Source organism: Pseudoclavibacter sp. JSM 162008 (assembly GCF_041366455.1).
Lineage (GTDB): Bacteria > Actinomycetota > Actinomycetes > Actinomycetales > Microbacteriaceae > Pseudoclavibacter.
In genome coordinates this window covers 131,546-145,190 of sequence record NZ_JBEWYX010000001.1, presented here as the reverse complement: position 1 = coordinate 145,190, position 13,645 = coordinate 131,546, and the positions used below count along the sequence as shown (strand labels likewise).

Sequence of the window (13,645 nt, the reverse complement as noted above, 5' to 3'; positions counted from 1 at the left end):
ATCGGGCCGTCGAGCTCGGTGCAGACTCCAGGCGGCGATTCTGCACTGATGTTGGTCACGAAGGCGCCAAGCAGTATGCGCCACAGCACCAACGAGCTGAGCTGCTACTCGACGACGACTCGGAACGCCGAAACCGGGCTGTCGACGGCACCGCGCACATGACTGCCCGCGGCGGCCGACGCCCGCAGGAACTCGACGACTTCGACCGTGATCTCCTCGCCAGGCAGCACGTTCGGGATTCCCGGCGGGTACGCGGCGAGCGAGTCGGCGGAGATGCGCCCGATCGCATCCGCCCACGGAACTGTCTCGGCGTCGGCGAGGTAGGCGGCGCGGGGGCGGATGCGCATCTCCCCCGGTCCAGGCATCGGCGGGATCGTGACAGCAGCGTCGCCTGGCACCTCGGTGGCGGGCGGCGCCGCGGTGGCATCGGCCGCGAGTGCGGCGAGCGCGTCCAGCAGGACACGCGCATCCGGCGTCTTGCCGATGCCGACGACCGCGACGACGCAGCTCACGGTGGCCATCTCGACCATGACGCCGAACTCGCGGGCGAGGCGCAGCCGCACGGTGTGCCCGTCGAGGCCCGTCGCGCGGATGTCGACCGGGATGCGGAACGGGTCGATCGCGACCGTCGACGGGTACGCGTCGAACTCGTCTGAGACGACCGGGAAGCGACCGTCGGCGCGGAACATGTCGCGGGCGGCGAGCACGGCGTCGTAGGACGCCTCGAGCAGGTCGCGGCGCTCGACGAGGTCGCGACGATCGAGGTCCAGCGACGCGAGCAGCAGCGAGCTCTCGCTTGTCGACGCGGTCATGCGGTGGGCTCGCTCGACGTGCGGTTCGAGCGCCCGAGCGATGGGACCGTGCCCGAGGTGCACCAGCGCACTCTGCGAGAGCGACGAGGTGAGCTTGTGGGTGCTCGTGACGACGAGATCAGCGCCGAGGCGCACGGGAGAATCGGGAAGCTCGGGAAGGAACCCGAAGTGAGCGCCCCAGGCGGCGTCGACGATGAGGGCGGCACCGGCCTCATGCACCACCTCGGCGATGCCTGCGACGTCGGCGACGGCGCCGAAGTAGCTGGGCGAGACGATGTAGACGGCCGCGACGTCGCCGCCGCCGGATGCGCGTCGCTCGGCCAGCGCATCCGCGACCGCGGCGGGGGTGACCCCGTGGGCGATGCCGTGCTCGAGGTCGACTTCGGGCAGCACGAAGCTCGGCGACGACCCGCCCAGGATGATGCCGTCGACGAAGCTCGAGTGGGCGCTGCGCTGCATGAGCACGCCCTCGCCGAGCCCGCGCGCGGCGAGCGCAGCCATGCGGTTTCCCATCGACGAACCGCCGGTGAGGAACCAGGTTCGGGATGCACCCCACGCGTCCGCGGCGAGACGTTCCGCCTGCTCGCGAGGCGACCCGTCGCCGAGGTCGATGCCGTCGAGCAGTGGCGTCACGTCGAGTTCGAGGACCCGCTCGCCGAAGTACTCCGCCTGACCCAGGCCGAGACCGGTGGCGTCGGCGCCGTGGCCCGGCACGAGGAAGGCAGTGGAGTCGCGGGCGGCGTGCACGGCGAGCGCGGCGGCATAGGGCGCCCCTGCGGTGTCTCGGCTCGCCCTGTTCGACTTCTCGAGGGACGTCGCGCGCTGAGTCGGGTTCGTCGACGCCCCACCGAAGTCGTCTTCGGCGTCGTCGTAGGCGAACGTCGGAACCTCGGGTGCGTGCGTCATGCTTCCATCGTGCCAGGCTCGCTTGCAAGAGAGAATGGCAACTTAGCGGTATCGCTTCAGCCATAGACTGAAGCAATGTCACACCGGCCGACGACGAATCTTCCCGATTTCAGAGGACTGGCGGCCTTCGACGCCGTTCTCGCTGAGGGCTCCGTCGCCGCCGCGGCGAGCTCGCTGGGATGGAGCCACCCGACGGTCGACCACCATCTCCGGCGACTCGAGCAGCAAGCAGGCGCCAAGCTCCTCGAACGCGGTCCCCGTGGCAGCACCCCGACCGCGGCGGGCCGCGTATTCGCAGTCCGTGTCAGACAGCTGCTCGAAGCCGGCCGCAGGGCGTTCACCGAACTCGACGCGTGGCTCGACGATGAGCGGCGACTCGTGCGCTTCGGCATCTTCCCCACCCTCGGCGCGCTCGTCGTCCCAGGCATCCTGCGCCGAGCCGAACTCGCGCACCTCAGTCTCGAACTGACACTCGACGAGTGCGAACGGCTCGCCAGACAGCTGGAGCAGGGCCAGCTGGACGCAGCCGTCCTCTTCCAGGCCCCAGGGCTGCCGACGTCCCTCTCAGCCGAGGTCACGACGGAGCTGCTCTTCGCTGAGCCCCTGGTTCTGGCGGTGCACCGCTCGCATCCGCTCGCCGCTGCGAAGCCGAGCCAACCCATTCGAGAGTTCACCGAGCTGCGACAGGACCGGTGGGCGTTCGGCGCGTCGGGCGGCGACACCCTGGACGAGGCCACGCGCGAGCTGTGCAGACGAGCCGGCTTCGAAGCGAGCACGGGCATGCACTCCGACGACTACCCAGCGATTCTCGGGATGATCGCGGCGGGGCAGCTCGTGGCCGTCGTCCCCGTCTCGGTCGCGACCTGGCACGACGACGCAGTCGCGTTCCTGCCCATCGATACTGCGACGCTCACCCGCGAGGTCGTGCTCGCCACACGGGAGGAGCCTCCGGCCGCACTGCGAGACGCGATCGCGGGGGCACTGTCGGAGCTCAGCACGCGCTGAGGCGGCCGCCTCCCGCCTTGCCAGCCGATTGCGTCACGGTCGGAAACCTCCCGGTGACAAGCCCTAGGGTCGTGTTGTTCTAACAAATGACGGAAGGCGAACAGTGACCAGCAACGTTCCTGAACTCGGACTCAACGACGGCACCACGATCCCCGCGATCGGCTTCGGCACCTTCCCGCACGCCGGCGAGGACTCCGCCGGACCCACACGCGAGGCGCTCTCGCTCGGCTACCGACTCCTCGACACTGCCATCAGCTACGACAACGAGGAAGCCGTCGGCCGCGGCATCCGTGCGTCCGACGTACCGCGCTCCGAGATCGTCGTCACGAGCAAGATCCCCGGCCGCTTCCACGGCTACGACGAGACGCTCACCGGCTTCGACGAGTCGATCGCGCGCCTCGGCCTCGAACAGCTCGACCTGCTGCTCATCCACTGGCCGCTGCCGCGCCTCGAGAAGTACGTCGACACCTGGCGCGCACTGGTGCAGCTGCAGAAGGACGGCCGGGTGCGGTCGATCGGCGTCTCGAACTTCACCCCGGAGCACCTGACGAAGATCGTTGACGCGACCGGTGTCGCACCCGCCGTCAACCAGGTCGAGCTGCACCCGTTCTTCCCGCAGGCCGCGCTGCGCGAGTTCCACGCGGAGCACGGCATCGTGACCGAGGCCTGGAGCCCGCTTGGTCGCGGCGAGCTGCTCGAGCATCCCGTCGTCGTCGAGGTTGCTGCCGCGCACGGCGTCTCGCCCGCGCAGGCCATCCTCCGCTGGCACGTCGAGCACGGCTCGGTGCCGATCCCGAAGTCGCGTTCCACCGAGCGCCAGGCGAAGAACCTCGACATCTTCGGCTTCCAGCTCGACCAGGCAGAGGTGGATGCGCTCTCCGGCCTCGAGCGCGGACGCATCTGGGACCAGGACCCGGACACCCACGAGGAGTTCTAGCCCCCAGGCCTCGCGCTCGGGCCTGCCCGTTCCGGCACTCAGCGCAGCGACGGCAGAGAGTTGTGGCCCGGTGCTGCTCATCGACAAATGAGCAGCACCGGGCCACAATCTTGTGCTCGCGGCGGCGGCGGGGACCGCTTCAGCGCTACAGCTCGTTGCCGCTCACGGCGAACGTGTCGCAGGCGCCCGTGCCCTGCTCGTAGCCGGTCACGAACCAGTTCACGCGCTGCTCGCTGGTGCCGTGCGTGAACGATTCCGGGTTCACCTGGCCCTGCTGGCCCTGGATGTGGTCGTCGCCGACGGCGGACGCGGCCGAGAGCGCCACGTCCACCTGATCGCGCGTGGGCGGTTCGAGGAGCGTCACACCTTCGGCGGTCTCGGTCGTCGCGGCCTCGCCGAGCCAGGCACCGGCGAAGCAGTCGGCCTGCAGCTCGATGCGGACGCCGTCAGACGTGGGCCCGGTGTCGGTGCGGTTCGTGGTGTCGAAGACGCCCAGCTGATGCTGGATGTGGTGGCCCCACTCGTGTGCGACGACGTACATCTCGGCGAGCGGGCCGTCCTGCGCGCCGAGCTGCGAGGTGAGCAGCTGGAAGAACGACGTGTCGACGTACATCGAGGAGTCGCCTGGGCAGTAGAACGGGCCGACCGCGTTGGATGCGGTCCCGCACGCCGAGCTCGTCTGGCCCTCGTACAGGATGAACCCGGGCTGCTCGTACGTGACGCCGACGGCCGCGCTCTCCGTCTCCCAGAAGTCGGCGAGCGAGTTCTGGACGCCGACCATGCGGCAGTCGATCTGCGCGTTCGCGTCGGCACCGGTCTGGCACTCCTCGGCGAGTCCCCCGCCTTCGACCTCCTCCTGCTGTGACTGCTGGCCCTGGTCGACGCCGCTGACGAGTCCCGTCAGGTCGACGCCGAGGAACTGCGAGGCGAGGAACGCCACGATGAGCAGCCCGATCGATCCGCCGCCGATCGCGGCCGTCTTGGCCCCCCGGCCGCGCTTCTGCACGCCGCTCGTGTCGAGCTTCGCGTTCTCGTTGAAAGTCATGGGGGAAATCTACTCGCACAGCGGGCGAATCGGGGTTCGCAGGCGGCGGCTTGCCGTGATCGCAATCTCGATCAGGCACCGCCCAGGTCGTTCTGCCGCCCGGCTCCCCTTCTCCGGTCGCGTGACGCGCCGAGTTACGCGTCGATGCCGGCGGCCTCGAGCGCTGCGAGCAGGCCTGGGAGCCAGGCCAGTGCCGCGTCGCTCGCGGTCTGCCGCGAGCTGGCGTCGTGCCGCCCGTACTCACCGACCCGCTGCGCCCCGAGCTCGGTCATGAGCCGGTCGATGTGCTCGCTGCCCTGGCTGTACGTGTCCGAGTAGGTGGTGTCACCCATTCCGAACATGCCGTAGCGGTAGCCGTCGAGTGCCGGGCGGATGGCGTCGAGCTCCTCCCAGAAGGGCAGAGCCCCGCTCGGCAGCTCACCGTCACCGTGGGTCGAGCACACGAAGAGGTAGAACGTGCCTTCCTCGAGCTCCTCCGGCTCGAAGACGGACATGTCCTCGACCGTGACCTCACGGTCGGGCATGGCGTCCGCAAGGTCGCCAGCGACCATCTCCGCGTTTCCGGACTCCGTTCCGTAGAGGATGACGATGCTCATGAACTGCTCCTAGTTGTCACTGTCGGGGGTTGGGGCTTCTGGCACGGACGGGTGGGAGCTTAGCGGAGCAACCACGGCCGAGGACCCGGATGAGCTTCGAGCGATGCGCAGGAGACTCTCGGTGTCCTGCTCCTTCGCCCGCACGCGGCCGGGGCCAGCCTGACGCTGCTCGTGCTCGTCGATGACGTTCCACTCGGCGAAGCTCACCGAGACCTCGTCGAGGCGTGCGAGCAGGGCCGCCCGCTCACCCTCGGGCTTCACATCCGCCGATGCAAGCCACTCCTCGACCTCGCGGGCGACCGTCTGCCCTTCGGCGCGGCTCTCGGCGATGGTGCCCTGCGGGCCGCGCCTCGCCCAGCCTGCCGCGAAGACATCCCGCTCGTGACCGAGCAGCGCATGCAGCAGGTGCGCGTCACCGCGGTGGAAGCCGACGGCGGTAACGACCGAGTCGACGTCGAGAGACGCGGGCTCGGCGACCGTCGAAGCACCCTGGGGCTCGAAGGAGCCGGGGCCGGCGACCGAGAGCCGGAGGGGCGAGCCTCCCTCGGACTCAGCGGCAAGCGCAACGGGCGCGACGCCGAACCGGAGGCGCACCGTGATGCGAGGCGTGGTCGGCTGGTCGCGGGCGAGCAGCGCCGCCAGCGCAGCCGCCTGCCCCGATCTCTCCGCAGAATCTTCGAGCGACGAGGCCTCGACGCCAACAACCTCGTAGCGGACATCGTCGATGCGTCCGAGCTCGGCCAGCAGCGAGGGGGTGAACTTCGCCTGGTCGACGAGGGATCGTCCGAGCACCTCGATGGTCCGCAGCTCACCCGAGGCCTGCTCGAGCAGCGGCGAGTGCACGTCAGACCCCTCGAAGTCCGTCTCGTGCTTCGCGAGCAGCCGCACGATGTCGATCGCCACGTTGCCGTTCCCGACGACCGCGACGCGAGCGCCGAGCGAGGGAAGGGACACCTCGTCGCCGGGGTGCTGGTTCAGGATGCGCATGAATCGTCCAGCGCCGACGACTCGCGCGTCGTCGAACCCCGGGAGCGGCAGGCGCGCGTCGGCGTGCAGCCCCGTCGCGACGACGGTTGCGTCGAACGCGCCTCGCACCGACTCGAGGTCGACGTCGCGCCCCACCTCGACGTTGCCGAGGAAGCGCACACCCGACCGGGTGAAGAGTCGATCGAACTGGCGGGTGACCGCCTTGGTCCCGACGTGGTCCGGTGCGACGCCGTAGCGGATGAGGCCGTACGGCACGGGCAGGCGCTCGAACATGGTGATATCGACGTCGCGCCTCAGCTTGAGCAGCGCCTGCGCCGTATAGCAAGCCGAGGGGCCGCTGCCGATGATCGCGACGGCACGGCGGGGTTCAACGGTCATGCAGTGGTGCTCTCCTCGACTTGCGGGGGCGCGGGAAACGCTCCGCCGAGTATCGCACCTCGGCCCGAGCCGCTGCTTCAGGTTGGAGGCCGGCCGCCGGTCAGGTGGCGATCGTCAGGCGTTGGCGCCCGCTTTCTGCTGCTTCAGCTTCTCCTCTGCCTGCATGGCCTTCTCCTCAACGGGAGCAGTACCCGACTCACGCTGCGCTCGCACGTAGGCGCGCGCCTCGTCCTGACGTTCGCGTTCCGCACCGGAGGCGATGGCCGCTCGAATGTGCTCGGGCCCGTAGCCGAACGCGTCGACCAGGTCGCCAGCGTGCGGGCGCAGTCGTGCGATGAGCCGCTCTCGGTATGCGGAGACGGCCTGCGCGCGCGGCACGGAGAGGCGACCCGACATGAGGTACCAGGCGAGGTTCTCCTCGATGAGGCCGAGACCGAAGAGGTCGCGCAGCCACGTGAGCACCTGGCGCGTCTTGCCTTCGGGCATAGCCGCGATCGCGTCGGTGAACGCCTCCCATTGCAGCAGCTGCCCGTGCGCCCGCGCCGCCTCGATGAGGGTCGGCTGGTGACGGTTGAAGAGCGCGGCCGCTTCGGACTTGGACAGCTTCTTGGCGTTGCGCAGCTTCGCGGCGATCTCGGAGACGAGGGTCTCGACCCGCGCGGTGAGGAGTTCGTGCTGCGTGGCGGGCTGTCGCAGCCAGCCGACCGACCGGGCTCGGCTGCCCCGGTCGAGGACGATCTGGCCGATGCCGCGAAGGCCGGACCCCGAGTAGATGCGTTCGGCCGTCTGCTCGGCGACGATGCGCGTGACCTCGCCCCGGTCGGCACCCTTGAACTGCTCGGCGTAGTCGCTGAGGAGTCGCTTGCCGACGAGCTGCAGCAGCACGTGGTTGTCGCCCTCGAAGGTCGTGTAGATGTCGAGGTCGTGACGCAGTTGCGTGATGCGGTTCTCGGCGAGGAACCCGGCCCCGCCGCACGCCTCTCGTGCCTCCTGCAGCGTGTCGAGGCTGTGCCAGGTGGAGAGGGACTTGAGGGCGGCCGCGAGCGTCTCGAGGTCTTCCCTGTTCTCCGGGGTGTCGAGGTCGCCGGAGAAGACGCCGTGGAACTGCTTCAGCAGGTTCTCGTGCGCGAAGCTCAGCGCGTAGGTCGTCGCGAGACGCGGCATGAGCCGCTTCTGGTGCATCCCGTAGTCGAGCAGCACCGTCTCTTCGCCGTCACCGCCCGCGAACTGCCGCCGCTCGTTGGCGTAGGTGATGGCGATCTTGAGCGCGACCTTCGATGCGGCCACCGAGGCGCCGTCGAGCGAGACTCGCCCCTGGACCAGGGTGCCGAGCATGGTGAAGAAGCGTCGCCCCGGGCTCTTGATGGGCGAGGTGTACGTGCCGTCTTCCGAGACGTCGCCGTAGCGATTGAGGAGGTTGCGTCGAGGCACGCGCACCTGGGTGAAGTGCAGGCGCCCGTTGTCGATGCCGTTGAGGCCACCCTTGACGCCGTCGTCTTCACCGCCGATGCCCGGCAGGAAGTGGCCGCTGTCGTCGCGGATGGGGACGTAGAACGCGTGCACGCCATGCTTCACGTTCTTCGTGATGAGCTGCGCGAACACGACCGCCGCCTTGCCGTGCAGCGCCGCGTTGCCGAGGTAGTCCTTCCACGCCCCGCGGAACGGGGTGTTGATGACCCACTCCTGCGTGGCTTCGTCGTACGTCGCCGTCGTGCCGATCGACGCCACGTCGGAGCCGTGGCCCGTCTCCGTCATGGCGTAGACGCCGGGCACCTCGAGGCTCATGATGCCCGGGAGGAACGTGTCGTGGTGGTAGTCGGTGCCGAGGTGCATGACGGCAGAGCCGAAGAGTCCCCACTGCACGCCGGCCTTGATCTGGAGGCTTGGGTCGGCGACCACGAGCTCCTCGAAGGCGGCGATGTTCCCACCGTGGTTCGCCTCACCGCCGAGGCGCTTCGGGAACGCCAGGTTGACGGCGCCTTCCTCGACGAGGATGTGCAACTGGCCCATCACACGGTCGCGATGTTCCGGCATGGCAAGGGCCGGGTCGTGCCACAGTTCGGGCCGAGCCGAGTTCGCTCGTGCGCGCAGGCGCTCCTCCGGCCAGGTGCCGAGCAGCTGCTGCGACAGCCAGCCGACATCGATGCGGCTCTGCTCGAGAGCAACAGGCTCGTCGAGTTCCGGATCGTTGATGCTGATGTCAGACACGGATGCTCCTTTGCAACGTTGGGATGCCTCCACGCTAGGACGGGCCACCGACACTCGCCATTTCCCCGTGGGAGGGCACGAGGATTCTGCGCGCCAGAACCCCCCGAATTGCACACTTCATACAACTCAGCGGGCCAAGCGTTAGCTTGACCCGCTAGAGATGTGCGGTGATGCCGGCTGTTGCGGCCTGCGCCTACCCCTTGAGGGCGTCGCTGAGCTTCACACGTCCGCCGATGCGGAGGATGGAGTTCTCGTAGATACGGGCCCCGATCATGATCGACACCGCACTCGTCGCGATGAGGATCACCAGTGCCAGGATCGGCTCCCACCATTCGGCCTGCCCGAGCACGACGCGCAGCGGCATCGCGATGGTCGCCGAGAACGGGATGTAGCTGAGGATCGTCATGAGCAGCTCGTTGCTGTTGAAGAGGATCACGAGCATGTACGGGATGAGCATGAGCATCATGAGGGGCGTCGTGACGCTGCCCACCTCCTCCTGCCTCGACACCATCGCGGATGCGCCCGCGTACAGCGTGGCGATCAGCACGAAGCCGAACACGAACAGCACCAGGAACCAGACGAAGCCCGGCCCGATGAGCGAGAACAGCGCCCCCTGGCCCGTCGCGGCGAGCGCTATGGCCGCGGCGGCGAGGATCGCCGCCACCTGGATGAGCGCCAGGATGCTGTTGCCGATGACCTTGCCCGCCATGATGACGCGGGGCGTGACCGTGGAGAGCAGGATCTCGACGATGCGCGACTGCTTCTCCTCGACGACGCTCTGCGCGATCGTGTACGCATAGCCCATCGCGGCCATGAAGTAGAGCACGCCAAACGCGACGGCCATGATGTACCCGAGGGCCGGGTTCACCTCGGGAGCCTCGAGCGAGAACGACGGGGGCACCTGGGCGAGGGCCATGGAGTCCTCGGTCGGCACCCCGTCGAGCCCGACGAGCACAAACGCACCGTCGCCGAGGTCGCTCGCCGGCTGCCCGTCGCCCGTGAAGAGCTCAAGGCCTCGAGCATCGGCCGGTGTCAGCACCGCGTACTCGACCTCACCGTCTCGCACGAGCTGGGCAGCGGCCTCTGCGGATGCGACCTCGGTCGCCTCGAGGCCGGCCGTGGAAGCGATCGACGTCGTGTCGGACACCGTCGCCACCTTCGTCGATCCGCCTCCGATGGCGTCACCGAACAGCGCGACCGCCACGATGCCGCCCGCGACGAGCAGCAGGGTGATGAGGAACGAGATCTGCTGGGCGCGCGAACGAGCCTGCACGAGGATCTCTCGCTTGGCGATGAGCTGGATGCCCTTCGCCGAGCTGAGGCCGAACTGACGAGGCCGCGGCGCCGCGGCTGCGGCGCGCTGGGGAGACGTGGTTTCCTGTGTGTTCGTCATGCGACGACCTCCCGGTAGATGTCGGAGAGCTTCACGATGTGGCGACCGAAGCCGAAGACCGGACCCCGGTCGAGGGCCGTGCGGAGGATGCGCTGCGCCGTCTCCCCCGAGTCGGCGACGAAGATCGCATCCCCGCGGTCGAATTCGAGGACCTTGATGCCCGGCTCGTCTCGGAGCCAGCCGGCGTCTCCGGCGACGGAGATGCGGTGCATGCCCTCGGAGTGGCGCTCCTGCAGCTCGTGTCGGTCGCCGCTCGCTCTGATGGCTCCACCGGAGATGATGACGAGGTTGTCGCTGAGCCGCTCGACGACGTCCAGCTGGTGGCTGGAGAAGAGCACGGGGACGCCGCGGGCCGCGAAGCCCTGCAGCGTCTCGAGGACGACCTCGACGGCGAGCGGGTCGAGTCCGGAGAACGGCTCGTCCAGGATGAGCATCTCGGGCTCGTGCGCCAGCGACGCGGCGATCTGCGCCCGCTGCTGGTTGCCGAGCGAGAGGTCCTCCACGTTGTCGTCTGCCCGCTCTGTGAGCCCCAGGTCATCGAGGAAGCGGTCGGCGTTCTTGGCCGCCTCCTTGGCGCTGAGTCCGTGCAGCTCGGCGAAGTAGGTGACCTGCTCCTTGACCTTCATCTTCGGGTAGAGGCCACGCTCTTCCGGCATGTACCCGAAGCGGGCCCGGTCGGTCACGACGACGGGACGGCCGTCGATCGTGACGACTCCGGCATCCGGCTTCACGACGCCGAGGATCGTGCGCATCGTCGTGGTCTTGCCCGCGCCGTTGCCGCCGACGAAGCCCGTGAGCTTGCCCGGCTCCACGGAGAAGCTCACATCGTCGAGCACCTTGCGGTCGCCGTAGGTCTTGGAGATGTTCTGGATCTCGAGCATCACCCCTCCTGTCTCGCGCGACGTCCGACGCCGCACCGTCTCTGGGTATGCAGAAGACGCTACGGACAACGGCGGGTCGAGGGATCGGCCGCGCGACGGAACTCGAGCTCTGCCGCTTCATCCGCTCGGGTGAGGTGGTGGTCGCTCGGCCTGAGGGGCGCTATTCGACGGGCGCGACGACGCCCACGTTGTAGGCGAAGATGACCGCGTGGATGCGGTCGCGCACCCCGATCTTCGCGAGCAGGTTCGAGACATGCGTCTTCACGGTGGCTTCGGACACGAACAGACGCGCCGCGATGTCCGCGTTGCTGAGACCCTCCGCGATGAGGGCCAGCACTTCGCTCTCGCGTTCGGTGAGGCTCGCGAGCGCAGGATGCTGGGTGGGCGCCAGCGACGTGCCCTCGTCGTGCACGCCGGCCTGCAGCGCATCCGCGACCTGCGTCGGAGCCGACTCCGGGGCGTCGTGGAGCATGCCGGCGATGACGCCACGTGTGACCTGAGGATCGAGCAGGGCATCGCCGGAGTGGACGACCCGCACGGCCTCGACGAGCGTCTCCGGCGGCGAGTTCTTCAGCACGAATCCGCTCGCTCCAGCGCGCAGCGAGTCGCGGACGGCGGCCTCGTCGCGGAAGGTCGTCAGCATGAGCACACGCGGGGCGGCGTCGCCGAGCTGCATGATCTCGCGGGTCGCTGCGATGCCGTCGAGCACGGGCATCTGCACGTCCATGCACACGAGGTCTGGCTCGAGCCGCTCGACGACGGCGACGGCTTCGCGCCCGTCTGTCGCCTCGCCGACGACGACGATATCGGCCTCGGACTCGAGGATCAGCTTGAAGCCCATGCGCACGAGCTGGTGATCGTCGACCAGCACCACGCGGATCTGTTCAGACACTAGGCCTCCTTTGGCACCCGCAGCAGCGGTGTCGTTCTCGTGACCGTATGCGGGCGAGGTTACCGGGAGTTGTCCGAGTGGCGCTGGAGTCCAGGGGCACGTCGTCATACCTGCCGGTCATAGGGCACCCGGAGGAGAACCCGGAAACCTCCGCCACTGCGCTTGCTGGTGGTGACCTCGCCTCCCGCCGCGCGGGCTCGTTCCCGCATGCCCACGAGCCCGAGCCCGCCGGCGCCGTTCGTGTGCTTCGCGGCAGCGGCGTGGGCGAAGGATGCTGGCCCGTCGTCGGTCACATCGAGTTCGATTCCGCGTTCCAGATAGCGCAGCCGGACGTCGGCGGGAGCCTCGGGGCCGGCATGCTTCCGCGTGTTGGTCAGCGCCTCCTGCAGCACGCGGTACACCGCGATGCCGGTCAGCGGCGACACCGGCCGCGGCTCCCCGAATGTGCTGAGTTCAACCCGCATGCCGGCCCCGCGCAGCTCCTCGATGAGCGCCGGCACCTGCTCGACGGTGTGCGTCGAAGGCGCGGATGCTCCTGCTTGCACTCCCGGTGCGCCGTCGTCGGGCGCCGGCGCACCGTCGGCGTCGTCCGCATCCGCGCTGCGCAGCGTCGTGAGGAGCGAATGGAGCTCCTCGATCGCGACGCGTGCGCTCTGCTCGACACCGAGCAGAGCCTGCTGCGATTTCTCTGGCGAAGTCTCTGCGGTGCGCCGAGCCGCGGCCGCCTGCAGGCCCATGAGCGAGACGTGATGCGCGACCACGTCGTGGAGTTCTCTCGCGATACGGACACGATCGAGGCGGATCGCCTGCTCTCCCACGCGCTTGCGCTCGTCAGCCAGCGCCTCCGCGTACTCCTCCAGCTCACGCGTGCGCTCCTCGAGCGCGGCGCGCTGCCCCGCCCGCCGGTAGTCGGAGTTGCCGAACCAGAAGGCGCCGATGAAGTAGAGCACGTTGATGAGCAGCGTGTAGGCCGTGAAGACGCTCGAGATCCAGTTCTCGCTGTCGCTCGACTCCGAGAACGCGAAGAGGAGCGTCGCACGAGTGAAGGCGTCGACGACGGCCCACACGGTCATGCCGACCGTGATGGCGATGCGCAGCAGCGTCACCATCACCCGCTGGTTGCTCCAGGCACCCGCCGTGAAGATGAGCAGGAAGTACCCGATCTGCGTGACGACGGTGTCGAGGTACGTGAAGGCGAACGCCGACACGAACGCGACCGTGCTGAGCACGAGCATCCACAACGGGAATCGGCGGCGCAGCGCGATGGCGACGCCGTACATCGCGGGCACGAGGACCATGCCGACCAGCGCTGCAGCCGGATCTTCGTCGTGGAGCAGGGCGCCGACTTCAGACGGGTCGGCCCCCTTGCGCAGCTCGAGCACCGCCCAGTTCGAGAACACCATGAGGCCGACCGCGATGAGCGCCACGATGACGTCGGTGCGCAGCGCACGCCGAGATGGGCCGGGTCGCTGCCAGTCGGAAGGATGCTCGGCATCGAGGCCCTGGAGTCGCTGCCAGAGATCGCTGCCGCGCGGTGACGAGATCATGGGCTCAAGGCTAGGCGCAGCCCCCGACATTCCACGCGCGCGCGTCGCGGGGCACGCG

At 68.8% G+C, this 13,645-nt stretch carries 11 protein-coding genes; 2 read left to right on the top strand and 9 right to left on the bottom strand.

From position 1 onward, the window contains the following. Positions 1-104: 104 nt before the first annotated feature. Entirely contained in the window at positions 105-1,718 is a 1,614-nt protein-coding gene (locus ABVF28_RS00685) for an aminotransferase class I/II-fold pyridoxal phosphate-dependent enzyme (protein WP_371029111.1), read from the bottom strand. A 75-nt stretch (positions 1,719-1,793) separates the two neighbouring features. Between ABVF28_RS00685 and ABVF28_RS00680 the strand changes: the two genes are divergently transcribed. Both ABVF28_RS00680 and ABVF28_RS00675 read left to right on the top strand, forming a co-directional pair. Then, on the top strand, positions 1,794-2,723 hold the full coding sequence (locus ABVF28_RS00680) for a LysR family transcriptional regulator (protein ID WP_371029110.1): 930 nt from the start codon (positions 1,794-1,796) through the stop codon (positions 2,721-2,723). Positions 2,724-2,826: 103 nt separating this feature from the next. After that, a complete protein-coding gene (locus tag ABVF28_RS00675) occupies positions 2,827-3,660 on the top strand; it encodes an aldo/keto reductase (RefSeq protein WP_371029109.1) in 834 nt (277 codons plus the stop codon). A 145-nt stretch (positions 3,661-3,805) separates the two neighbouring features. Here ABVF28_RS00675 and ABVF28_RS00670 read toward each other — a convergent pair whose 3' ends face one another. The 8 genes from ABVF28_RS00670 to ABVF28_RS00635 form a co-directional block, all read right to left on the bottom strand. Continuing rightward, positions 3,806-4,705, bottom strand: a complete 900-nt coding sequence (locus tag ABVF28_RS00670) for a neutral zinc metallopeptidase (protein ID WP_371029108.1) — start codon at positions 4,703-4,705, stop codon at positions 3,806-3,808. Positions 4,706-4,839: 134 nt separating this feature from the next. Further along, complete coding sequence (locus tag ABVF28_RS00665; RefSeq protein ID WP_104310435.1) at positions 4,840-5,301, bottom strand: flavodoxin domain-containing protein; 462 nt, start codon at positions 5,299-5,301, stop codon at positions 4,840-4,842. Positions 5,302-5,310: 9 nt separating this feature from the next. Then, a complete protein-coding gene (locus tag ABVF28_RS00660; RefSeq protein WP_371029107.1) occupies positions 5,311-6,666 on the bottom strand; it encodes an FAD-dependent oxidoreductase in 1,356 nt (451 codons plus the stop codon). Positions 6,667-6,780: 114 nt separating this feature from the next. Next, positions 6,781-8,874: an acyl-CoA dehydrogenase gene (locus tag ABVF28_RS00655; protein ID WP_371029106.1), complete on the bottom strand. Its 2,094-nt coding sequence runs from the start codon at positions 8,872-8,874 to the stop codon at positions 6,781-6,783. 193 nt (positions 8,875-9,067) lie between these two features. Beyond that, the gene (locus ABVF28_RS00650) at positions 9,068-10,267 is read right to left on the bottom strand and encodes an ABC transporter permease (RefSeq protein WP_371029105.1); all 1,200 of its coding nucleotides are present in this window, start codon (positions 10,265-10,267) and stop codon (positions 9,068-9,070) included. Then, the gene (locus ABVF28_RS00645; RefSeq protein ID WP_104310431.1) at positions 10,264-11,148 is read right to left on the bottom strand and encodes an ABC transporter ATP-binding protein; all 885 of its coding nucleotides are present in this window, start codon (positions 11,146-11,148) and stop codon (positions 10,264-10,266) included. The genes ABVF28_RS00650 and ABVF28_RS00645 overlap by 4 nt, the downstream gene beginning before the upstream one ends. Before the next feature lie 160 nt (positions 11,149-11,308). Further along, positions 11,309-12,040: a response regulator gene (locus ABVF28_RS00640; RefSeq protein ID WP_371029104.1), complete on the bottom strand. Its 732-nt coding sequence runs from the start codon at positions 12,038-12,040 to the stop codon at positions 11,309-11,311. A 104-nt stretch (positions 12,041-12,144) separates the two neighbouring features. Beyond that, on the bottom strand, positions 12,145-13,587 hold the full coding sequence (locus ABVF28_RS00635; protein ID WP_371029103.1) for a sensor histidine kinase: 1,443 nt from the start codon (positions 13,585-13,587) through the stop codon (positions 12,145-12,147). Positions 13,588-13,645: the final 58 nt, after the last annotated feature.